The sequence below is a fragment of the Streptomyces sp. NPDC059003 genome (genome assembly GCF_042740445.1).
GTDB lineage: Bacteria > Actinomycetota > Actinomycetes > Streptomycetales > Streptomycetaceae > Streptomyces.
Window position 1 is genome coordinate 17,714 of the sequence record NZ_JBHYJH010000004.1, and the last position, 20,803, is coordinate 38,516.

General features: G+C 70.8%; 22 protein-coding genes. 7 read left to right on the top strand and 15 right to left on the bottom strand.

Going from position 1 to position 20,803, the window contains the following annotated elements; all coding sequences use genetic code 11:
• Nucleotides 1-62: 62 nt before the first annotated feature.
• From ACFWZ5_RS03340 to ACFWZ5_RS03350, 3 genes are all read right to left on the bottom strand, one after another.
• Nucleotides 63-1,508 carry a glyceraldehyde-3-phosphate dehydrogenase gene (locus tag ACFWZ5_RS03340; protein WP_384793039.1) on the bottom strand — a complete coding sequence of 482 codons (1,446 nt, stop codon included), beginning with the start codon at nt 1,506-1,508 and terminating at the stop codon, nt 63-65.
• Nucleotides 1,509-1,580: 72 nt separating this feature from the next.
• The gene (locus ACFWZ5_RS03345; protein ID WP_384793036.1) at nt 1,581-2,285 is read right to left on the bottom strand and encodes a response regulator; all 705 of its coding nucleotides are present in this window, start codon (nt 2,283-2,285) and stop codon (nt 1,581-1,583) included.
• Nucleotides 2,282-3,562, bottom strand: coding sequence for a sensor histidine kinase (locus ACFWZ5_RS03350; protein ID WP_384793033.1), 1,281 nt, complete (start codon nt 3,560-3,562; stop codon nt 2,282-2,284). The genes ACFWZ5_RS03345 and ACFWZ5_RS03350 overlap by 4 nt, the downstream gene beginning before the upstream one ends.
• Before the next feature lie 377 nt (nt 3,563-3,939).
• Between ACFWZ5_RS03350 and ACFWZ5_RS03355 the strand changes: the two genes are divergently transcribed.
• Nucleotides 3,940-6,102: an MMPL family transporter gene (locus ACFWZ5_RS03355; RefSeq protein ID WP_384793030.1), complete on the top strand. Its 2,163-nt coding sequence runs from the start codon at nt 3,940-3,942 to the stop codon at nt 6,100-6,102.
• On the opposite strand, the gene ACFWZ5_RS03360 is transcribed toward ACFWZ5_RS03355, so the two are convergent.
• Genes ACFWZ5_RS03360 through ACFWZ5_RS03370 form a run of 3 tightly spaced genes read right to left on the bottom strand, consistent with a single transcriptional unit; the run spans nt 6,099 to nt 7,438 of the window.
• A complete protein-coding gene (locus ACFWZ5_RS03360; RefSeq protein ID WP_384793027.1) occupies nt 6,099-6,503 on the bottom strand; it encodes a peptidase inhibitor family I36 protein in 405 nt (134 codons plus the stop codon). The genes ACFWZ5_RS03355 and ACFWZ5_RS03360 overlap by 4 nt on opposite strands.
• 33 nt (nt 6,504-6,536) lie before the next feature.
• Nucleotides 6,537-7,067: a hypothetical protein gene (locus tag ACFWZ5_RS03365; RefSeq protein ID WP_384793024.1), complete on the bottom strand. Its 531-nt coding sequence runs from the start codon at nt 7,065-7,067 to the stop codon at nt 6,537-6,539.
• The gene (locus tag ACFWZ5_RS03370) at nt 7,064-7,438 is read right to left on the bottom strand and encodes a hypothetical protein (RefSeq protein WP_384793021.1); all 375 of its coding nucleotides are present in this window, start codon (nt 7,436-7,438) and stop codon (nt 7,064-7,066) included. Before ACFWZ5_RS03370 ends, ACFWZ5_RS03365 begins: the two co-directional genes overlap by 4 nt.
• Before the next feature lie 200 nt (nt 7,439-7,638).
• On the opposite strand from ACFWZ5_RS03370, the gene ACFWZ5_RS03375 reads away from it, so the two are divergent.
• On the top strand, nt 7,639-8,364 hold the full coding sequence (locus ACFWZ5_RS03375) for an NAD-dependent deacetylase (protein ID WP_384793018.1): 726 nt from the start codon (nt 7,639-7,641) through the stop codon (nt 8,362-8,364).
• Nucleotides 8,365-8,448: 84 nt separating this feature from the next.
• On the opposite strand, the gene ACFWZ5_RS03380 is transcribed toward ACFWZ5_RS03375, so the two are convergent.
• Together ACFWZ5_RS03380 and ACFWZ5_RS03385 are read right to left on the bottom strand one after the other, a co-directional pair.
• Nucleotides 8,449-8,721 (bottom strand): hypothetical protein, encoded by a 273-nt coding sequence (locus ACFWZ5_RS03380; protein WP_384793015.1) that lies wholly within the window; start codon nt 8,719-8,721, stop codon nt 8,449-8,451.
• A 150-nt stretch (nt 8,722-8,871) separates the two neighbouring features.
• Nucleotides 8,872-9,318: an XRE family transcriptional regulator gene (locus ACFWZ5_RS03385; RefSeq protein ID WP_384793013.1), complete on the bottom strand. Its 447-nt coding sequence runs from the start codon at nt 9,316-9,318 to the stop codon at nt 8,872-8,874.
• Between the two features lie 145 nt (nt 9,319-9,463).
• On the opposite strand from ACFWZ5_RS03385, the gene ACFWZ5_RS03390 reads away from it, so the two are divergent.
• Both ACFWZ5_RS03390 and ACFWZ5_RS03395 read left to right on the top strand, forming a co-directional pair.
• Entirely contained in the window at nt 9,464-9,730 is a 267-nt protein-coding gene (locus tag ACFWZ5_RS03390) for a hypothetical protein (protein ID WP_384793010.1), read from the top strand.
• 127 nt (nt 9,731-9,857) lie between these two features.
• Nucleotides 9,858-10,436, top strand: a complete 579-nt coding sequence (locus ACFWZ5_RS03395) for a hypothetical protein (protein WP_384793007.1) — start codon at nt 9,858-9,860, stop codon at nt 10,434-10,436.
• A gap of 198 nt (nt 10,437-10,634) precedes the next feature.
• On the opposite strand, the gene ACFWZ5_RS03400 is transcribed toward ACFWZ5_RS03395, so the two are convergent.
• Nucleotides 10,635-11,111 carry a hypothetical protein gene (locus ACFWZ5_RS03400; protein WP_384793004.1) on the bottom strand — a complete coding sequence of 159 codons (477 nt, stop codon included), beginning with the start codon at nt 11,109-11,111 and terminating at the stop codon, nt 10,635-10,637.
• Nucleotides 11,112-11,328: 217 nt separating this feature from the next.
• Nucleotides 11,329-11,739, bottom strand: a complete 411-nt coding sequence (locus ACFWZ5_RS03405) for a RidA family protein (protein ID WP_384793001.1) — start codon at nt 11,737-11,739, stop codon at nt 11,329-11,331.
• A 662-nt stretch (nt 11,740-12,401) separates the two neighbouring features.
• On the opposite strand from ACFWZ5_RS03405, the gene ACFWZ5_RS03410 reads away from it, so the two are divergent.
• Nucleotides 12,402-14,633, top strand: a complete 2,232-nt coding sequence (locus tag ACFWZ5_RS03410; RefSeq protein WP_384890116.1) for a trehalase family glycosidase — start codon at nt 12,402-12,404, stop codon at nt 14,631-14,633.
• A 10-nt stretch (nt 14,634-14,643) separates the two neighbouring features.
• Here ACFWZ5_RS03410 and ACFWZ5_RS03415 read toward each other — a convergent pair whose 3' ends face one another.
• From ACFWZ5_RS03415 to ACFWZ5_RS03425, 3 genes are all read right to left on the bottom strand, one after another.
• Nucleotides 14,644-14,811: a hypothetical protein gene (locus tag ACFWZ5_RS03415; RefSeq protein WP_384786285.1), complete on the bottom strand. Its 168-nt coding sequence runs from the start codon at nt 14,809-14,811 to the stop codon at nt 14,644-14,646.
• Nucleotides 14,812-14,916: 105 nt separating this feature from the next.
• A complete protein-coding gene (locus ACFWZ5_RS03420) occupies nt 14,917-16,035 on the bottom strand; it encodes a serine hydrolase domain-containing protein (RefSeq protein ID WP_384786288.1) in 1,119 nt (372 codons plus the stop codon).
• A gap of 192 nt (nt 16,036-16,227) precedes the next feature.
• Nucleotides 16,228-16,743: a DinB family protein gene (locus tag ACFWZ5_RS03425; protein WP_384786291.1), complete on the bottom strand. Its 516-nt coding sequence runs from the start codon at nt 16,741-16,743 to the stop codon at nt 16,228-16,230.
• A gap of 211 nt (nt 16,744-16,954) precedes the next feature.
• Here ACFWZ5_RS03425 and ACFWZ5_RS03430 point away from each other — a divergent pair, with 211 nt between their 5' ends.
• Nucleotides 16,955-17,398 carry a nuclear transport factor 2 family protein gene (locus ACFWZ5_RS03430; RefSeq protein WP_384786294.1) on the top strand — a complete coding sequence of 148 codons (444 nt, stop codon included), beginning with the start codon at nt 16,955-16,957 and terminating at the stop codon, nt 17,396-17,398.
• Between the two features lie 31 nt (nt 17,399-17,429).
• Here ACFWZ5_RS03430 and ACFWZ5_RS03435 read toward each other — a convergent pair whose 3' ends face one another.
• The gene (locus ACFWZ5_RS03435) at nt 17,430-17,900 is read right to left on the bottom strand and encodes a hypothetical protein (protein WP_384786297.1); all 471 of its coding nucleotides are present in this window, start codon (nt 17,898-17,900) and stop codon (nt 17,430-17,432) included.
• Nucleotides 17,901-18,044: 144 nt separating this feature from the next.
• Between ACFWZ5_RS03435 and ACFWZ5_RS03440 the strand changes: the two genes are divergently transcribed.
• Entirely contained in the window at nt 18,045-19,244 is a 1,200-nt protein-coding gene (locus ACFWZ5_RS03440) for a serine hydrolase domain-containing protein (protein ID WP_384786300.1), read from the top strand.
• 83 nt (nt 19,245-19,327) lie between these two features.
• Here the strand turns inward: ACFWZ5_RS03440 and rox are convergent, their stop codons facing one another.
• Nucleotides 19,328-20,755 carry a rifampin monooxygenase gene (rox, locus tag ACFWZ5_RS03445; protein ID WP_384786675.1) on the bottom strand — a complete coding sequence of 476 codons (1,428 nt, stop codon included), beginning with the start codon at nt 20,753-20,755 and terminating at the stop codon, nt 19,328-19,330.
• Nucleotides 20,756-20,803 lie beyond the last annotated feature (48 nt).

Here is a 20,803-nt window from a genome sequence, read left to right on the forward strand (position 1 = left end):
GGCGAAGGGCCCGGTGGCTCGATGCCGCCGGGCCCTTGCGCCGGTTTGTCAGTGCCCGGAGGTCAGGCGACCGTGACCGGGTACGTCGGGTACTCCACCCCGGAGACGTGCTGCACGACGCGGATGACCTGGCAGGAGTAGCCGAACTCGTTGTCGTACCACAGGTAGAGGATCGCGTTGTCGCCGTCGACCTTGGTGGCGCCCGCGTCGACGATCGAGGCGTGGCGCGAGCCGACGAAGTCCATGGAGACGGCGTCGGGGGCGGTGGTGAAGTCGATCTGGCGCTTCAGCGGGGAGTTCAGCGAGACGTCGCGGAGGTGGTCGAGGACCTCCTCGCGGGTGGTCTCGCGGCCGAGGCGCAGGCTGAGGATCGCGATCGAGACGTCCGGGACGGGGACGCGGATCGAGCTGCCGGTGATCGGGGCCTTGAGGTCGGGCAGCGCCTTGGCGACGGCGGAGGCGGCGCCGGTCTCGGTGATGACCATGTTGAGCGGCGCGGAGCGGCCGCGGCGGTCGGCCTTGTGGTAGTTGTCCAGGAGGTTCTGGTCGTTGGTGAACGAGTGGACGGTCTCCACGTGGCCGCGCAGCACGCCGTACTCGTCGGCCATCGCCTTCAGCGGCGGGACGATCGCGTTGGTGGTGCAGGACGCGCAGGACAGGATCTGCTCGTCCGGCTTGATCGTGTCGTGGTTGACGCCGTGGACGATGTTCGGGACGTCGCCCTTGCCCGGGGCGGTCAGGACGACCTTGTCGATACCGGGGCGCAGGTGCTTCGACAGGCCCTCGCGGTCGCGCCACTTGCCCGTGTTGTCGATGAGGATGGCGTCCTTGATGTCGTACGCCGTGTAGTCGACCTCCGACGGGTCGTTGGCGTAGATCACCTTGATCTCGTTGCCGTTGGCGATGATCGTGCTGTTCGCCTCGTCGACGGTGATCGTGCCCTGGAACTGGCCGTGGATGGAGTCGCGGCGCAGCAGCGAGGCGCGCTTGACCAGGTCCTGCTCGCCGCCCCCGCGGACGACGACGGCGCGCAGGCGCAGACCGTTGCCGGAGCCGGCCTTCTCGATGAGCAGACGGGCGACGAGGCGGCCGATGCGGCCGAAGCCGTAGAGGACGACGTCGCGCCCCTGGCGGCACTCGATCTTGTTGGCGCCGGTGGCGCCGGCGACGGCCTCGGCGGTGAACTCCTGCGCCGAGAGGCCGCGGTCGTCGCTCTTGTGCAGCGCGGCGAGCATGCCGATGTCGATCTGGGACGGGCCGAGGTCGAGCGTGGTGAGAGCCTGCAGGAAAGGCAGCGTCTCGGTGACCGAGAGCTCCTCGCCGGCTATCTGCCGGGCGAATCGGTGGGTCTTGAGGATGCTGACCACCGACTTGTTCACCAGGGAGCGGCTGTGCAGCAGGACCGTGACGTCCCGCTCTCGATGCAGCTTCCCGATGAGCGGGATCATCGACTCGGCGATCTCCTCGCGGTGCTTCCAGTTAGTGAACGAGTCGTCGTTGACAGTCACAGGCTTCTCTTTCGAGCTAGGCGGCGCTCACATGCTAACCCCACGCTCCTTTGATCATTCAAGCGGTGCCGATCATGCCCTCGGAGAGCGCTCGGCGGACGCGCGGGACCCGGCCTCGACGAGGCCGGATTCATAGGCGGCGATCACTGCCTGGGCGCGGTCGCGGACGCTCAGCTTGCCGAAGATGCTGGTGATGTAGTTCTTGACCGTCGAGGCGCTGATCTCCAGGGCTGCCGCGATCTCGGTGTTGTCGAGCCCGGTGGCGATGAGGCGCCACACCTCGACCTCGCGCGGGGTGAGCTCGCTCAGCGGCATCGCGGGCGGCCGCGGCCGCTCCGGCGTCCTGACGTACGTGGAGATCAGCCGGGTGAGCAGGCGCGGGGCCACGGCGGCTTCGCCGGTGTGAACGGTCCGTACCGCCGCGATCAGCTCCTCCGGAGAGCTGTCCTTGGGCAGGAACCCGTAGGCGCCCGCGCGCAGCGCCGCGACGACGTACTCGTCCATGTCGAAGGTGCTCAGGGCGAGGACCCGGCAATCGGGCAGGACGCGCGCCAGCTCCTCGGTGGCCTTGACGCCGTCCAGGACCGGCATGCGGATATCCATGACGATGACGTCGGGCCGCAGCCGGTGGGCGTGGGCGACGGCCTGCTGGCCGTTGTCGGCCTCGGCCACCACCTCGAACGCCGGGTCGGGCCCGAGGATCAGGGCCAGGCCGCGCCGCACCAGCGGCTGGTCGTCGGCGATCAGTACCCGGATCGTGTCCGCGGCAGCGCTCATCGGAGCAGGTCCTCTCCCTCACCCGGTGCCAGCGGCAGGCTCGCCGTCACCCCGAAGCCGCCCTCGTCGAGAGGGCCGGCCGACAGGGAGCCGCCGTGCACCGCGACGCGCTCCCGCATGCCGATCAGACCGTAGCCGCCGCTCCCGGACCGGGACGCTCCGGCAGCGCCCACCGCCGTGAGCGTGCCCGCGCCGTCGTCGCGCACCTCCACGACGAGCTCGTCCGGCAGGTACGTGAGCCGCACCCGGGCCCGGGCCCCGGCCGCGTACTTCCGGGCGTTGGTGAGCGCCTCCTGCACGATGCGGAACACGGTCAGACTGACGGTCGGCGGCAGCGGGCGCTCCTGACCGAGCACGCTGAGCTCCGTGGGCAGGCCCGCCCGGCAGGACTCGGCGACGATGCGGTCGAGGTCCGCCACTCCCGGCTGCGGTGACGGTGGCGCGTCATCCGGTTCGTCGTCGGCCCGCAGTACGTCGAGGAGCTGGCGCATCTCGCGCAGGGCCATGCGCCCGGAGTCCTCCAGGGTGATCAGGGCGTCGCGGGACACGTCGGGGTTGTGCGCCAGATTGGCCCGGGCGCCGCCGGCCATCAGCTGCATGGTGGTGATGTGGTGGGACACGATGTCGTGCAGCTCCCGGGCGATGCGGCGGCGCTCCTCGGCCACCGCGCGGTCGGCCAGGAGCCTGCGGTTGGCCTCCACGTCCCGCTGCCAGCGGTTGAGCACGGTGGCGGCGCCGATGACGAGCGCGGCCGCCGCCAGATTGCCCAGGGTGTCCCAGTGCGAGAGCGGGTCGCGGGCACTGTTGAGAAGCGGCAGGGCCACGCTCGCCAGGCCCGCCGGGACCGCCACCGCGAGGCTCCTGGTCCGGGCGACCGTGAACAGCGCGACCACGAGAGCGGCGTTGAAGCCGTTCGACACCGGCTCGGTCAGCCGCAGCGCCGCGATGAGCGCGAGGGCGGCCACGATCGTGAGGACCGGGTGGCGGCGCCGGAAGAGCAGCGCCAGCGTCGAGGCCGTGACCAGGGCGATTCCGGGCACCGTCACGGGGTGACTGTCGAGCTCGCCGCTGACCGAGTAGCTGAACAGGTCGAGGGCGGTCGCGCCGACGGCGACGAGCCCGTCGTTGCGCGTCCACGTCCAGGCGGCGGCACGCGGGGCGCGCGGACTGGCGGCGGTCAGGGCGCTTGGCTCGGCGGCGGTCACGGCGTGTGGCTCGGTGGTGTTCAGGGCGCTCGGCTCGGCGGCGGTCAGGGCGCGTGGCTCGGTGGTGCTCAAGGCGCGTCGCGTGGCGGCGCTCAAGGCACCCGCCCTGAAATGTCGGCGTGGCGGCATCGTGATGGTTCCTCCCCGTAGTCCGGCCCCACCGCGGGATGCGTGCCGGTGCGGCCGTGACTGTCCTTCGTGATTCATCTTCGCACCGCGGTGTGATCGGCTCCGGGCCCTGGGGCCGAGCTTGTGACCAGGAGCAGGGTCCTGGTCGGCGGCGCTCGCGGGACCCCGGTCCCGGTGCGGTTCTCATTCTGTGCCGGGACGATCACCGGGCCTGCGGGTGATGGTCTGGAGAGCGGCCGGGAAACCCCGGTGAAAGGCCGCTTCCGGAGGAATACGTGATCCCCGTCCTGACCGGGTTCTCCGCCAGAAACCCATGGAAGGTGATCGCTGTCTGGGCGGTCCTTGGCGTCCTCCTGGCCGTCCTGGGTCAGACCCTCGTCCACCGTGTCACCGAGACCCAGGCGGGAGACTTCCTGCCGGAGACGTACGACTCGGCCGTGGCCCAGCAAGTTGCCGAGAAGGAATTCGGCGTCACACCCGACGCCAACACCGTGACCGTGCTGGTCGCCCGGTCCGACGACAAGCCGCTCACCCCCGTCGACCGGCAGCGCATCGCCACCGAGACCGAGGAGCTCGGCCGCCGACGCCTCGCCATGCCCACAGGCGGCAGCGGCCTTGCGTTCCTGAGAAAGGACCACTCGCAGACCCCCAGGACGAGCCCCGGCACGGTGGCGCCCGACCGCCGCTTCGCGCTGTTCTCCGTCGACCTGACCGGCAACGCCGCGGACCCGGGGCTGCGGGACCTCTTCCGGGAATTCAGGGACGACGCCGAGTCCGCGTTCTCCCGCGTCGGCCTGCGCACCGGATTCACCGGAGGGCTCGCCGACACCGTCGACACCGCCGACGCGGAGGCGAACTCGTTCGAGATCGCGATCGTGCTCGCCCTCGGCCTGATCGTGCTGCTCAGCGCGCTGGTGTTCCGCAGCGTCCTCGCGGCGGTCGTGCCGCTGCTCGCGGTCGTCCTCGTCGGCGGCGCGGCGGCGGGCGCCGTGGCCGGGGTCGCCCTGCTCACCGGGATCACACTGGACACGTCCACACCGCAGCTCATCAATGTCGTCCTGCTCGGCATCGGCATCGACTACTTCCTGTTCCTGCTGTTCCGCTTCCGCGAGCAGCTGCGGGCGCACCCCCGGCAGCACGGTCGCGACGCGGCCGCCGAGGTCACCGGACGGCTCGGCACCGCGATCACCTCGGCGGCGCTGACCGTCGTCGCCGCCTTCGCCACCCTGGGGGTGGCGTCCTTCGGGCAGTTCCGCGTGCTCGGCCCGGCCATCGCCGTATCCGTCCTGGTCATGCTCCTGGCCGGTCTCACCCTGATGCCCGCGCTGCTCGCGGCCGCCGGACGCGCGATGTTCCGGCCCTCACAGGCGCTGAAGGGGACGCCCCGAGCGAGCCTCGCCGGACGGTTCGGCGCCCTGGTCGCCCGCCGGCCACTGACCCTCGTACTCGCCTCTGTCGCCCTGCTCGGCGCGCTGGCCGCGGGGATGGTGGGGATGCGGATGGACTACGGCCAGCCCGGCAGCACCAGCTCCGGCGGCACCGCGGCCTCGGACACCGGCGCCGAGATCTCCCGCTCCCTGCCCGCCGGGGTGCGGGACCCGACGACCGTCTACGTCACCGCCGAGAACGGCGAAACCCTCACCCCGAAGAAGCTCGACGGCCTCACCCACGCGCTCACCCGGACCAAGGGCGTGGGCAAGGCGGGCGCGACCACCTTCACCCAGGACCGCAAGGCCGCCCGCATCGACCTGTACCTGACCGCCGATCCACAGTCCCGGAAGGCCCGCGACCTGGTCACCGGACCGGTCCGCGCCGCCGTCGCCCGGCACACGCCCGCCGGTACCCAGGCCCATGTGGGCGGTACTGCGGCGGTCCTCGCCGATGTCGCGGACGCCGTCGACCACGACCTCAAGACCGTGTTCCCGGTCGCGGCGGCCCTGATCGCGCTGATGCTCCTCGTGCTGCTGCGCAGCCTGCTGGCACCGGTGATCCTCATCATCGCGATCGGCCTCGGCTTCGCGGCCACCCTCGGGGCCTGCGCGCTGGTGTACCAGCACCTGCTGGACAAGCCGGGCGTCGACTTCACCCTGCCGCTCGTCCTGTTCCTCTTCGTCGTCGCCCTGGGCACCGACTACAGCATCCTGATCAGCGACCGGATCCGCGAGGAGATGGAACGGCCCGGACCCGCCCGGGCGGCCGTGGCCCGCGCCGTACGGCACACCGCGCCCGCCATCGCCACGGCGGGCCTGGTCCTCGCGGGCTCCTTCGGCAGCCTCGCCGTCAACCTGGCCCCCGCGGCCCGGCAGATCGGCTTCGCGACGGCCCTCGGCATCGTGCTCTCCGCGTACGTCCTGTCGATCGTGCTTGTGCCCGCCCTGGCAGCGCTCCTCGGCCGCGACACCTGGTGGCCCATCCGTGCGGAACCCCTGGTGTGCGGTGGTGAACCGCCGCACACCAGGAAGGCACTGCGGTACGAGGCCTAGCAGCCCATGGCCCACACATGGGCGTCGCCGCGGTCGTTGGCGGTGGCGTTGTAGCCGACCTCGTCACCGGGGCGCAGGCAGATCGTCATGTCACCGCCGGTGGACGGGAACTGGATGGCGCTCTCGTACACCCTGACGTGGTCCTTGACGCCGGGCCCGGAGATGCCGTGGTTCGCCCAGGAGGAGTCCTCGTCGGCGATCCAGCTCTCCCACCACTCGTCGTCACCCGAGGCGTTCATGCGCTGCCCACCGAAGTTGGCGTCGGTCCAGACACAGAAGTTGCCGCTCGGACACTGTGCGGCCGACGCGGGCGCGGCGGTGGCCATGCCCACACCGGAGGCCAGCAGGACGGCGGCGAGCAGGGCCACGGGCTGCTTGAGGAGGGCTACGGGATGCTTCATGAAGGGGTGCCTTTCTGTTGTTGAGGTGGTGCTTCAGCTCTTGTTCGAGCTTGTTCCGGCTTTTGTTCCGGCTCTTGTTTCGGCGGACAGCAGGGCCCTCGCCTCGGTGAGCGCGTGGGCACGCAGCTCCCGGTAGGCGGCGCGGTCGCGCGACGGGGCCTTGGACTTGAGGTTGTTGACGCGTGTGACCGCCCGGAACCAGCGGCCCTGGTCTCCGTAGAGGCGCCGCTCGGCGGCGGCCAGGCAGCCGTCGGTGTGGTGGCCGATGACGTGCCCGCTGGGCAGCTTGAGCGTGAGCTCGGCCCGCCCGGTGCCGAACAGCGCGCGGTCGACGCGCTCGGCGTCGGCCACGCGTGCGGGCCGTTCGCCGGGACGCGGCGGGGTGAGCCCCTGGCGGGTCAGACAGCGGTCGGTGAGCAGGAGTTGGGCGGCCTTGAGCGTGTCGGCCGGGCTGAGCGAGACGGCCGGCTCACGGGGCGTACCGCAGCCGGTCAGGCCCGTGAGCGCGGCCAGGAGGCAGAGCGGGATGAGGACGGCGGTGCGCGTGCGCCCCGTGCGCCTCACCCCGGTTCGCAGTCGGAGTGCGGGTTGGTGTCGACCCCGTCGAACTTGTCCCACCACTCCCAGTTCTCGGAGTAGTCACCGCCGCGGATGGTGCGTTGCAGGCAGGGCCCGGACCTGGGGAAGTGCAGCGCGTACACGGTTGTGTCGACCTGTGAGCTGAACGACTTGGCGTGCCGGTGCACACGCTCCTCGGGCACGGCGAACCCGCTCCCGGGGGTGTAGCACCAGCCGCCGCCCGCCCCCGTCTCGCCTGGCTCGGGCCAGAAGCAGACCTTCCCGGGCAAGGCCTCGGCCGGGGGTGCGAGCGGGGGAGCCGCGGACAGCGCGAGCGTCGCGAGGACGCCGGAGAAGGCAAGGGCGGAGCGTCTCAACAGGGCCTCCGGGTGCGGTGGCTGGACAGTGCAGGCGCTGCCTTCCCCGGCGTTGTCGCAGGTACGCGCGGTGAGCGCGGGAGTCACCCGCAGCGGTGAGTAGTCGTACCGCGGCGGTTGTCCGCCGCAGCGGGGCGCCGACCGGCCACTCCCGCATATCCGTTCGCCCAAGCCGCCGCGCGCGTCCTAGGCTCGACGGCATGAGCAAGCCTCTCGTCGCCCTTCTCACCGGAGCGGGCATCTCCACCGACTCCGGCATCCCGGACTACCGCGGGCCCAACGGGCTGTGGCGGCGCGATCCGGAGGCCGAGAAGCTCGTGACGTACGACTTCTACATGAACGACCCGGACATCCGGCGCCGGTCCTGGCAGATGCGGCGCAAGAACCGCACGCTCCAGGCGCGGCCCAACGCCGCGCACGACGCCGTGGTCGCCCTTGAGCGCTCCGGCGTACCGGTGCGGGTGATCACGCAGAACGTGGACGGGCTGCACCAGCTGGCCGGGCTGCCCGAGCGCAAGGTGCTCGAACTCCACGGCTCGGCACGGTCGGTGGTGTGCACCGGCTGTGCCGCGCGCGGTCCGATGGCGGAGGCGCTGGTCCGGGTGGAGGCGGGCGAGGAGGATCCGCCGTGTCTGGACTGCGGCGGGATCCTGAAGTCGGCGACGGTGATGTTCGGCGAGCGCCTGGACCCGGAGGTCCTGGGCGACGCGGTGGCGATCACCAAGGCGTGCGAGGTGTTCATCGCGGTCGGCACCAGCCTCCAGGTACAGCCCGCCGCCGGACTCGCCGGACTCGCCGCCGACCACGGCGCCCGGCTGATCATCGTCAACGCCGAACCCACGCCGTACGACGCGCAGGCCGACCAGCTCGTGCGCGAGCCGATCGGCACGGCTCTGCCGGAGCTGCTGCGGGGCCTGGCCGTCTAGGACCCTCCGCGCGTGGCCGGAAGTGAGGCGCCGGGTCCGGTCCGGTGAGCAAGTTCTGGCCCGGTCCGGTGAGCCGGACCGGGCCTAGTCCGCCTCAGGCAGCCAGTTCTGCCGCCAGAGCCCGCGCCCCACGATGTGCTGGATCTCCCGTACGAACTCCCGGCGGGCCTGTTCCGAGACATGCCCGCGCACCACGAGCCACGTGAACCGGCCCTGGCTCTCCACGGGTACGACGGCTCTGCCGCCCGGCAGCCAGTCCACGAACTCCATGTCGAACACCGCCCGCGGCTCACTGAACTCGCCCGACTCGCTTGGTTCGCCCGGCTCGTCACATCGCTGCGCGTCGTCGTCTGTCATTCCAGCCCCTCGCGGCCACATTCGTCAGCGCCACACGGACCAGTCCGTGCGCGGTGGTATCCGACTGCGCCCCCCAGGCGGCGGATCACCGACTGTGCCACAACGGCCACCCGGCGGCCAGGGGGAGTCGCGGCGCGGCGGTGCCGCGCACTACCCCCGCGCACCCTCGCTCCGCGCACGCCTGCGAGCGAACGTCTCAGCGATGTCCGCCAGTTGCCGGCGCTCGGCGTCCGACATCTCCTCGATGTGCGCGGCGAGCACCCGTGTCGTACGGTCCTCGCTCCACACGTACGAGGTCATGCCGAGGAACTGTGCCGCCGCGGCCTCCTGGAGCACCCGCAGGGGAAGCGCGAGGCCCACCGCCAGGGCGCGCAGGAGCGCCGGGGGCGGGGCGTCGACCGGCCGTCCCTTCTCGACCTTGGAGATCCACCCGAACCGGGCCTGTTCACCGGCCTCCGGGTCGACGGACCGCGCCTCCAGCTCCCGGAGGCTGATGCCCAGTTCGGCTCGGCGCTCGCGCACGAGGTCGTTGAAGTCCGTCCGCTCCTGCTCGCCCATGAGGCTCATCCCGCCCGCCTGTCGCCGTACGCTGCCCATGCCTACGCCACGAGCCGCGGATACGCCATCCCCCGCGAGCCACGAGGCGAATCCCGAAAGCTCTGTGCGTTTGCGTAGACACCCTGTATACGAGAAGAGCGCAGCCGAGGAGCAGTCAACGCCGACACCGACGAAAGAGGCAGCGATGCCGTGGGCACAGTTCGACGATCGGTTCCCGTGGAACTGGAGGGTGCGGTTCCTTTCCGACGGGGCGTTCCGCCTCTACGTCTCCGCGCTCTGCTGGTCGGCGGGGAGCCCTACCGGCGGCGTCATCACCACGGCGGAGCTCAGACTCGTGGTCGACGCGAGGGCGCCGTGGCGGCAGGCCGAGGAGCTTGTCGCGGCCGAACTCTTCGAGGAACTTCCCGGTGTCGGCTGGCGCATTCACGATTACCACGACCATCAGGGCTAGGGAAGAAGCGCTTTCGCGGTCGGTCGCGTCGTCGTGGGTGGGCTCGGTCCCCTACGGGACGCATTCCCGGGTTCGGTGGGGGGCGTCCCCGATGGGCGGGAGGCCGGTGGCCTGTGAGTCTGCTGGTATGACCTCAAAAATCGTGGGCATTTGGAGCCCTGTCCTCATCGCCCCGCTCCTGCTGGTGCTGTACGGACTGCTTCGGCTCGCCGACGGCTTGGACGGGGAACACGGACCTGGGCTCGCCTGGAACGTGGGACACGCGCTGTTCTTCGTCGGCTTCGTACTCTTCGGCGCGGTGACGGTCAGACTGCGGCAACTCGTCCCCGCCGCCACCGCGCGCGGGCGTCTCGTGGCGAACGCGGCTGCGGCGGGCGGTCTGTTCGGCGTCGCCTGTTTCCTCTGGGTGATCCTCGGCGATCTGTTCGCCGACCTGGACGCCGCGGCGCCCTTGCCCGAACCGCTGGAGCTGATCGGCCCTCTCGCGTTCCAACTGGGCTCGCTCATCTTGCTGTTCATGCTGGTGGCTGCCCGGCCGCGGCTGCTGCCCGCCTGGAGTCCCCTCCTTGTCCTCGCGGGCTTTGTACTCTTCGCGGTCCACCTGGACCTGCTGCCGCTCGGCGGATTGCTCCTGATCGCCGGACTGGCCCCGGTGGCGCGCATATCAAGGCCGACGCCCTCCATAGCACCAAGGGCAGCCGGATGAGCTCATTCGGGTTCGGCGCAGCCGCAGCAGGTCGGCCGCGGCACTCCCCTCCAGTGCGGGGTCCGGAAGGAGCTGCTCCAGCAGTCGTACGGCGAGGGGTGCGCGGCGTCGGAGGAGGGCAGCGAAAGCAGCTCGTCCAGGTCGAGTGGATCGGGGCCCTCGATCCGGTCAACCGCTGTCCTGGTCAGGAGCAGGGCGCTACCCGCACGGCCCCCGCTGAGTCTTTCGACGACTGCTGGAAGAGGGGCGGGGTGGATGCAGCAGCCATGTGTGGGGTGGGCGGAGCTCGGGACTGCTCCACGGCGCTTCGACGGTGGTGGGCGTCAGGTCCGGATCGGAGCCGCGGCCGAGCGAGGACGCGAAGACGACGGCCAGCATGGCCGGACCGTGTCTCGGGCGCTGCGGGGCGATGTGCGCGTACCGATCGACGAACGGGACGAGGAAGCGCTCCCGCAGCGCGTCGTCCACGTTGCCGAGGAGGATGAGCGCGGGGCGGCGGGTCTTGCGCGCCCAGGGGCCGTAGGAGCCGTCGATGTCGGCCAGGCGGGAGCGCCACCAGGTCAGCCGAGGGACGTGGCCCTTGCGGTCGAGGAAAGCCTCCGACGCGGCCTGGAGAACGCCTTCCAGAGCTGTCGGTACTTGGGCGTGGCATCCGGCGTACAGCGCGTCGAGCACGGCGGTCTTCCCCGTCGGCCCGGTGCGCCCGCGCCCGCTGCCGGACCCGCCGTGGCTGTGTGGGGAGGGACGATAGGGCAGCTCTTGGGGTGCGACAACAACTGCCGTGTGGCGTGGGGTAGTTGAGTCCTCGTGCCGTCGCCGGTCGTACAGGTCCCCGTAGATCTGGGCGACGCGCCGGGAGGTGGCGGCCGGGTCCTCCTGTGGGCTCCAGGGGTCAGCCCACGGTGCCGACCGCTTCGATCTCGACCATCCAGTCGGGGCTCGCGAGCGCGGTGACCTGGACGAAGGTCTCCGCGGGGAAGGGGGCGGCGTAGTGCTCCGCCCGGAGGGTCGCGAAGGCGTCCTGGTGGGCGATGTCCGTGACGAAGACGGTGAGCTTCACCGCCTTGTCGAGGCCGGAGCCCGCGTTGGTGAGGACGGTGGACACATTGGCCAGGGCCTGACGGGCCTGCGCCTCGAAGTCCCCGTGCCCGACGGTTTCTCCGCTCGCGTCGATCGGCGCCTGCCCCGAGGTGAAGACCAGCCCGCCCGCGCGGATGCCGAGGGAGATTCCGGCCTGCTCGTACCAGTCGGGGTCTGCCGTGACGCGGACACGGGCGAGCGGGGGAGTGGCGGACGAGGTCATGTCTGCTCCTTCTGTTCCTTGGGGTTGTTCCGGGGCGGCTTGACGGTCGGAGGCGAGCGGGGAGGAGTTCTCCTGCGGTCAGGTACGGACCGTAACACGTTTTGAAGCGAGTGATTCAAAACATGTGGTGCGTCGGACCGGGGCATCGCGCGGGCGGCCCGGATCCGTGGCGCCCCACCGCAAGTTGGCCGCCGTCACCCGGTGGCGGACCCACACGTTCGGCTCGACGTAGACGGCGTAGTGTCGCAGTGCACGGGGGCCAGTGCGCCGGGGACCTCGCCTTCGACCGCGTCCCGCAGGGCGGCCGGCATGCGGTGGGACAGGCCGCGGCCCAGATAGGCGGCGTCGAGGTGATGTAGAGGGCGCTGGCCATGGTCGTCCGACGGAGGTGGCGCCGGTCGGAGAACGCCCACACCAGCACGCCGTTCCAGCCCTGATCCGGTAAGTCCTCGCGGCCCGGCGACGCGGCGTCGAAGGGCACGCTCCGGCCGCGGGCCACGACACGGTCGCCGTCGGTCGCGACCACGCATTTTCGCGGGAGGCGTGATGTTCCTGGTTGTCGTGATGCTTCTGGGGCGTACGGGACCCTTGCCCGGGCGTGTGACGGGCATGACCATGGTCACCTTCGGCATTCCTCGGACCCCATAGACCGGGAGACCGCATTGCGCTCTCGCTCGCGCGCCCTGACCGCCCTCGCCCTCACTCTGGCCCTCGGCCTCGCCCAGGCCCCCGCAGTCGGCGCGGCTTCGACGTTTCACGGGAAACATCGGCCCCTGCCGCGGGGGAGCTCCGCGCCGTACGGGAGCTCCGCGCCGCAGGCAAGCGCCGCGCCGTCCTCGTACGAGAACGTCCTCGACCTCCAAGGCGTGCCGAAGGCTGCCGAGACCGGCGAGTTCAACCCCGTCAACGTCTTCGCCGACCGCGGCGCCTGGCACGCCTACGCACTGCCGTCGGCAAGCGATCCGTCGACGTACGGCGGCTTCACCGGGCCGCTGTACATCGCCCAGGAGTACCCGTGGTGGCTGAGCAAGTCCTTCAGCCGGATCCGGCTGAAGGAGGCGGGGAAGGCGATCGACCTCGCCGCGGGCGGCGCACCGCGGCTCACCTCGCTGCCCGGACTGCTGCGCCAGTCCTACCGCCTCGACGGGCTCCGCCTCACCCTGGAGCTGCGGTTCGCCACCGACCGCACCGCGCTGGTGCGAGCCCGGATCCGCAACGCCGGCCACACGCCGCGCACCCTCGCCGCCGACTGGACCGGCACCCTGCTGCGCCCGCAGGCGCCACCGCAGCGTGACGCGCCCGCGCTGAGCGCCACCGCCAGCGGTGTCGCCGTCGGCTTCGCACGCGTCCGTGAGAAGTGGGACTACCTCACCGACGGCACCGAGCGCTTCGAGGTCACCCACCGCCAGCGGGTCCGCACCACGGTCGACGGCGACAGCTACCGTAGCGAACTGGCCGCGCCCCTCCGCCTGGCTCCCGGCGCGGACCGCACCCTGGACTGGGCCGAGAGCTACACCTTCACCGCACCGGAGCGGGAGCGCGAGGCCGCCGCCGTACGGCGTGCCCTGGGCCAGCCGGTCGCCACGGCGGCAGCCGGTGACGCGCGCTGGCGCCGCTATGTCGCCGCCGTCACCGACGGGGTGCCGTCCGCGCGGCGCCGCCTGGCCGTGAAGTCGCTGCAGACCCTGGTCACCAACTGGCGTTCCGCCGCCGGGCGGATCCGGCACGACGCCATCAGCCCCTCGATCTCGTACAAGTGGTTCACCGGCGGCGTCTGGGCCTGGGACACCTGGAAACAGGCCGTCGGCACGGCCCGCTTCGACCCCGGTCTGGCCACGTCCCAGATCCGCGCCATGTTCGACCACCAAGTACGCCCGACATCGTCGACCCGGCCGCAGGACGCCGGGATGATTCCCGACGCGGTCTTCTACAACGACACGTCCGACGGCGGTGGCAACTGGAACGAGCGCAACAGCAAACCCCCACTGGCCGCGTGGGCGGTCTGGGAGGTCTACCGGCGCAGCGGTGACCGGGGGTTCCTGCGCGAGACGTATCCCAAGCTGGCCGCCTATCAGGCCTGGTGGTACCGCAACCGTGACCACGACCGCGACGGGCTCGCCGAGTACGGGGCGACCGTCGACCCGGCCAACGACAGCGCGGAGCAGCGACGGCTCGCCGCCGCCTGGGAGAGCGGCATGGACAACGCGCCGCGCTTCGACGCGGCCCTCGGCACCTCGGTGGTCGCCAACCACGACGCCTCCGGTACCGTGACCGGCTACTCGCTCACCCAGGAGTCCGTCGACCTCAACGCCTACCTCGCCGCCGACCAGGACCACCTCGCCACCATCGCCCGGGAGTTGGGGGACAAGGCGGGGGAGCGGCACTGGCGGGGCAGGGCCAAGGCCACGCACCGGGCGGTGCGCGAGCGGATGTACGACCCCGAGGACGGCTGGTTCCACGACACGGCCCTTGCGAGCGGCGAGCGCCTGACCGCACGTGGGCGGGGCATCGAGGGCGCCATCCCCCTGTGGACCGGGACGGCGTCGCCCGCCCAGGCCGCCGCCGTACGCGACAAGCTGACGGATCCGGGCGAGTTCGCCACGCCCGTGCCGTTCCCGACCGTCGCCCGGAGCTCGCCCTACTTCGCCCCGCAGCGCTACTGGCGCGGACCGGTCTGGCTGGACCAGGCCTACTTCGCCCAGGCCGGGCTGCGGCGGTACGGCTACACCGCCGAGGCCCGCGCCCTCACCGACCGGCTCGTGACCGGTGCGCGGGGCCTTGCCGGCCGGAGCCCGGTGATGGAGAACTACGACCCCTTGACCGGGGCCCCGCTGAACTCGCCCAACTTCAGCTGGTCGGCGGCGGTGCTCCTTCCGATGCTCGACGGGGACTGAGCCCGGTGGGTCAGGGGGCGGTGGAGGCCAGCGCGGCCCGCAGGGCGACTCCGTCGACGTAGTCGACGTAGGAGTGTTTCTCCTTCACCGCCCCCTTCTCGACCAGGACGAAGTCCGCGAGGTCGACGTCGACCGCACGGCCGGTCGCCGACGTGCCGGACAGCTTCCACCGCACCACCCAGAAGTCGCCCCCCCACGCGCAACGAGACCAGGGCGAACGCCAGATCCGGGACTGGCTGGAACATGCCTGCCGCGGCTTCGCGCGTGGCGTCAAGCGGATCGGTCAGCGGCGGCACAGGGCCGCGTCCACGACTCCCTCGAGGTGTGCCAGGGCATCGCTGGTCTTCGGCTCGCGGGTCATCGTGGCGCTGGCGGCGCGGCCGTCCTCGGTGGCCATGGCCCAGGTCCCGTAGCCGGGTATGCCACCGCTGTGGCCCCAGGCGACGCAGTTCTTCGACAGCTTCACCTTCATGATCCCCAGCCCCATGCGGTAGCGGTCCTCCCCCTTCTTCACAGGGATGGTGGTGAGCATCTGCTTGAGCTGGGCCTCTCGGAGGAGGTCGCCCTTCAGCAGCGCGGAGAAGAAGCGGTTGAGGTCGGAGTTGGTGGAGACCATCGCGCCCGCCGCCCAGGCCGCGGAGGGGTCGATCTCGGTGACGTCGCGCAGCGGCGACTCGCCCGGCTGGTCCTGGTGGTAGCCCTGGGGGTGGCGTTCGCGGATGGTCGTCTCGCCGGGGGCGGGGAAGTAGGTGTGGCGCAGACCGGTGGGCCGGATGATGCGCTGGTCGATCTGTTCGGCGAGGGGGCGGCCGGTGACCTTCTCCACGATCAGGCCTGCGACCAGGTAGTTGGTGTTGCTGTACGACCACTTCTTGCCGGGCTTGAAGACGGCTTCGTGCCGGAGGGCGATGTCCAGGCTGTCGCGGGGGGAGAGGTAGCGGCGCTCAAGGATGGCGTCGGTGACGTCGTCCTCGAAGTCGGGAAGACCGCTGGTGTGCTGCAGAAGCTGCCGCACCGTGATGTCGCGTCCGTCGATCCCCTTCCCGCGGACGAGGCCCGGCAGGTAGTCGTCCACGTGTTTGTCCAGGCGGATCTTCCCCTCCTTGACCAGTTGCAGCACGACCACCGCGGTGAACGTCTTGGTGACGCTGCCGATCCGCACCTGACCGTCCCTCGGCACCTTCGCGTGCGTGTCCCGGTCCCCTACCCCCGCGGTGTAGGTGCGGAATGTCCCGTTGCTGTCCCTCACGCTCGCCAGCGCACCGGGCGCCTGGCCGGAGTGCACCAGCGTCCGCAGCCCCTGCCGCACGGGGTCCGGCCCGGCGGCCATCGCGGGTGCCGCCAGACCGGCGGTGACAGAGGTGGCCAGGGCAAGGGCGGTGAGGGCAAGACGTTTGCGCATCGAGTTTCCTCCGGAGCAGCGTGGACAGGCCTTGATGACAAGATCAATCCTGCTGGGAGCAGCCGCCGTTGCCATCAGGGATCACCCTGACCGAACCCTTGACCCGCCCCGGGAGCGAGCTCCTGCATCGCCCCGGGACCGGACTCCGGTTCGCCCCGGGAGCGGACTCCCGGGGCACCCCTGAGACACGCCCTAGTAGTAGCCCTTGGCCCCGTCGAGCAGCTCCCTCACGATGTCCGCGTGCCCCGCGTGCCGTCCGGTCTCCTCGATGAGATGGATGAGCATCCAGCGGAGGTTGGCGTTGCCGGAGCGGTAGTCGGGGTGGCGGCCTACGTCGTCCAGGGAGGCCGCGGCCACGATCTCGTTGCTTCGGGCGCACTGGGCCTCGTACTCCGCGAGCAGACGCTTGAGCGAGACGCCTTCGGTGCGCCAGCTGGCGTCCTCGTCCGTCTCGTCGAAGGACGGGTTCTGCGTCTTGTCGCCGCCCAGGAACAGGACTTCCAGCCAGGTGTGCTCGACCCAGCGCATATGGCTGATGAGACCGGCCATCGTCATCGCCGGTGAGGTCGGGATGACGGAGCGGCGCGCGTCCGCCTCGCTCAGGCCCTCGCATTTCCATCTCAGGATCTGCCGCTGCAGATCCAGCCAGCCAGTGATCGCGGTGCGCTCGTCGGACTGCAAGGGGGGACGCTCAAGTGAAGGTGCCATGTCTGCGGACGTTAGGGCGCCAGGTCTGCGACTGTCGCCTGATTTTCGGCTCAGGATCCGCCGGACAGGCCTTGGGACGTGGATCGAAAGTAGATCTTGGTGATGGGCTTGCCTTACTCCAGAGGTAATCGCCTCGGCCTGTGTGCGTGGCCAAGGTTGGTGACCTCTCCGCGCTGACAGGGGACGCGGACCAGGAGGAAAGAGGTATGCCATGTCCATAGCCGCACCTACAGAAACGCGCACCGTGGTTGAGGAACTGCTTCGCAGGATCGGCGAGGGCGACCCCGGGCGCATCGCCGAGCTGTATGCGGAGCGGGGCGATTGGAAGCTGGACTGGCCGGAGGCCGAGCACGGCCGCACTGCCACGCCCTGGATCCGTCACCGGTCCACCCGGGCCGACGCGGCCGCCCACTATCGCGAGCTTGCCGAGCATCACGTCCCGGAACACGTGGCGACCGAGGTCGAGCGCATCCTCATCGACGGAAACGAGGCGGTCGTACTCGGCGAGATCCGCCAGACCGCCCGACCGACGGGACGGGCGTATCGCGCACGATTCGCCCTGCACCTGACCGTCGAAGACGGCCTTGTCACCCGGCACCATGTCTACGAGGACAGCCTTGCTGTTGCCCAGGCATTCGAGACGCAGACTCAGTGAACGGCCGCCGGGCCGATCGCGAAGGTGCTGGTCACAGCCATTCGTTGAGGGCCGCGACCAGGACGGTTGCTGCGTAGCGGACGGCGGGCTTCTCGTAGCGTGTGGCCACCGCCCGAGGCCTTTTGGGGCGGTTGACGCCGCACTCCGCCGCGTCCCGCTCGCGATGGTCGATCCTGTCGAACCTCGGCGGGCGGCCGCCGCGCGAGCCGTGCTTCCTGCGGTTGCGGGCCTGATCGAGCCTGTCCGGGATAGTGCGGCGGATCCCGCGACGCCGGGGACAGGCATGCTTCTTGCGGGAGGCGTACGTCCTGTCGGCCCGCACCCGGTTCGGCCGGGTGCGTGGCCTGCCGGCCCCGGCGCGACGCCCCCGGATCTTCTCCAGCGCGGTCTCGAACTGCGGGGAGTTCCCGCGCTGCCCGGCCGTGATCACGATCGACGTGGCGACGCCGCCAGGCGGCCCGGGTTCGTGCCCACCGGCAACAGCACCTCCAGGTGGGCCCACTGCGCATCCGTCAGATCTCCACGTGCCGCAAAGCGAGATCATCCCACCTCAAGATCAACTTTGAGCACACCTAGTGGCTTTCCCTGACCGATCTCCGGGGGATTCCTGATGGTGGGCGGGTCGGTCGGCTGATGAGCTGTTGTCATGAGTCGCCTACCGTCAGTTCGTTGTCTTCTTGCCGTCCTCTGCGGTCTCGGCACGCTTGCCGCCGCTGCCCCGGTCTCGGCCGGTGAGCCTCGCCATCCGCCCCGGTCACATGCCCGGACCCAGGCCGCGCTCGACCGGATCGTCGAGCAGGGCGCGCCGGGCGTCATCGCCGAAGCGAGAGACGGCCATGGGGTGTGGCGCGGGCGGGCAGGCGTCGCCGATCTCGCGGCCGGGCACGAGCGCAGCACCCACGAGAAGTTCCGCATCGCCAGCCTGAGCAAGACCTTCACGGCTGTGGTGCTGCTCAAGCTCGAAGCCGAGGGGCGCCTTTCGCTGGACGACAGCGTCGAGAAGTGGCTGCCCCGGGTGGTGCGGGGCAAGGGCTACCGACCGCAGCACATCACCCTGCGGCACCTGCTGAACCACACGAGCGGAATCTTCGACTACAACATGGACGACGGCTTCCGCGCCAAGTACGCGGGAGACGCCTTCGACAAGCACCGCTACACCCGGTGGGCACCCGCGCAGCTCGTCGACATCGGGCTCGCCCACCCGCCCAACTTCCAGCCGGAGCAGGGCAGCAGGCCTGATGAGCCCGGCAAGTGGGCCTACTCGGATACGAACTACATCCTCGCCGGAATGGTCATCGAGAAGGCCACGGGCGGCACGTACAAGAAGGCGGTCGAGCGCTTCATCATCGACCCGCTCGCGCTGCGCGGCACCACCGTGCCCGGCCCCTCACCCAAGGTGCCCGCTCCTCACGCCACGCACTACTCGACGCTCTTCGAGGAACCACCGCACGCAAAGGTGCGCGACGTCACCGAGTTCAGCCCCACAGTGGCCTTCTCGGCCGGCGAGCTGATATCGACCGTGAGTGACGTGAACACCTTCATGTCCACGCTGCTGGGCGGCCGACTGCTGCCACCCGCCCAGCAGCGCGCACTGCTCGACGCCGTCCCCGTCGACGGCGACAAAGGCCACGGAGGCCCGGAGGACCTCTACGGCCTGGGCATACGCCACTTCAAGCTCAAGCAGGGCTGCTGGGCCTGGGGCCACGGCGGCATGATCCCCGGATCGGCGAGCCGCACGGCAGCCACGGCGGACGGGCGCCACGTGCTGACCATGAACCGGAACGGCGACTGGGGCGAGCAGAAGCGGGAGGATGAGGTGGTCGCGACGGAGCTCTGCGGGAGTTGACGTGGCCACCAGCCCTGGCGGCGCGATCACCCGCGTCGGGGGCGCGACCGCCCGCGCCGGGGGGGGCGAGGTTGACGACAGGCTCAGCCGGTGGCCGTGCCGAACCACTTCGGGAGGTGAGCGAGCAGATCCTGCTGGTCGTCCCCGGCCCACGCCACGTGGCCGTCGGGCCGCAGCAGTACCGCGGGTACGTCGAGTTCCTCGCTGACGTCGACGACGTGGTCGACCCGGTCCGCCCAGCCCTCCACCGAGAGTCGGCCGGTCTGGTCGAGGAGCACCCCGCGGCCGTCGTGCATCAGCTCGTAGAGGCGGCCCTGCTTCAGCGCCAGGTCCCGCATCCGCCGGCCGAGGAGTTCGTGGCCCGCGCCGAAGTCGTAGCTGACCTCGACCGCGGTGATCATTCCGGTCACGTACCGGTTCACCTCCTCGAAGTCCATCAGCTTCGCGAACAGCTCCCGCAGCGCGGTCGGGCCCGCTTCGGTGCCGAGGAGCGTGATCTGCGCGCGGGTGTTGTCGAGGACGCGGGCGCCCACCGGATGCCGTTCGGCGTGGTAGCTGTCGAGGAGCCCCTCCGGGGCCCAGCCGTTGACCGCGGCGGCCAGCTTCCAGCCGAGGTTGAAGGCGTCCTGGACGCCGAGGTTGAGCCCCTGCCCGCCGGTCGGCGGGTGGATGTGGGCCGCGTCGCCGGCAAGGAGCACCCGGTCGACGCGGTAGCGCTCGGCCTGCCGCGTCGCGTCACCGAACCGGGACAGCCAGCGCGGCGAGTGCACACCGAAGTCGGTGCCCGCGACGGCAACGAGCTGCTTCTTGAACTCCTCGAGGGTCGGCGCGGTGGCACGGTCCTCGGACACGCCGTCGGCGGGCACGACGATGCGGTGCGTCCCGTTCCCGGTGGGGCTGACGCCGAACCGCAGTTGGGTCTTGCGGACTTCCGCGACGACGGCCTCGATCGTCGCCGGGTCCTCGGTCACCTCCATGTCGCCGAGGAGCGTCTCGACCTTGGCGGGCTCGCCGGGGAAACCGACGCCGACCAGCTTGCGCACCGTGCTGCGGCCGCCGTCGCACCCGACGAGGTAGCGCGAGCGCAGCTGCGTGCCGTCCGCCAGCTCGACCGTCACCCCGTCGTCGTCCTGGCTCAGGCCGACCACTTCGCTGCCGCGCCGGATGTCGGTACCGAGTTCGAGGGCACGCTCGTTGAGGATCCGCTCGGTGACCGGCTGCGGGGTGGCGACGCCGTACGGGTGTGCCGTGTCCAACCGGTCCGGCCACGGCTTGGCGATGCCGCCGAAGAGGCCGCCGACCTGGAACTTCTCACTGACCGCGAGGAACCGGTCGAGGAGGCCGCGCTGGTCCATCATCTCGACGCTGCGCGCGTGCAGGCCCTGACCGCGGGACTGCTCGGTCGGCGCGGTCAACCTCTCAAGCACGACCACATGCACTCCGGCAAGCCGCAGTTCGCCGGCCAGCATCAGTCCGGTGGGTCCACCGCCGACGACGATGACGTCGATCATCACAGTTCTCATTTCCGCAGGTCGTAGCTTTGCCCGCTGATTCTGCGG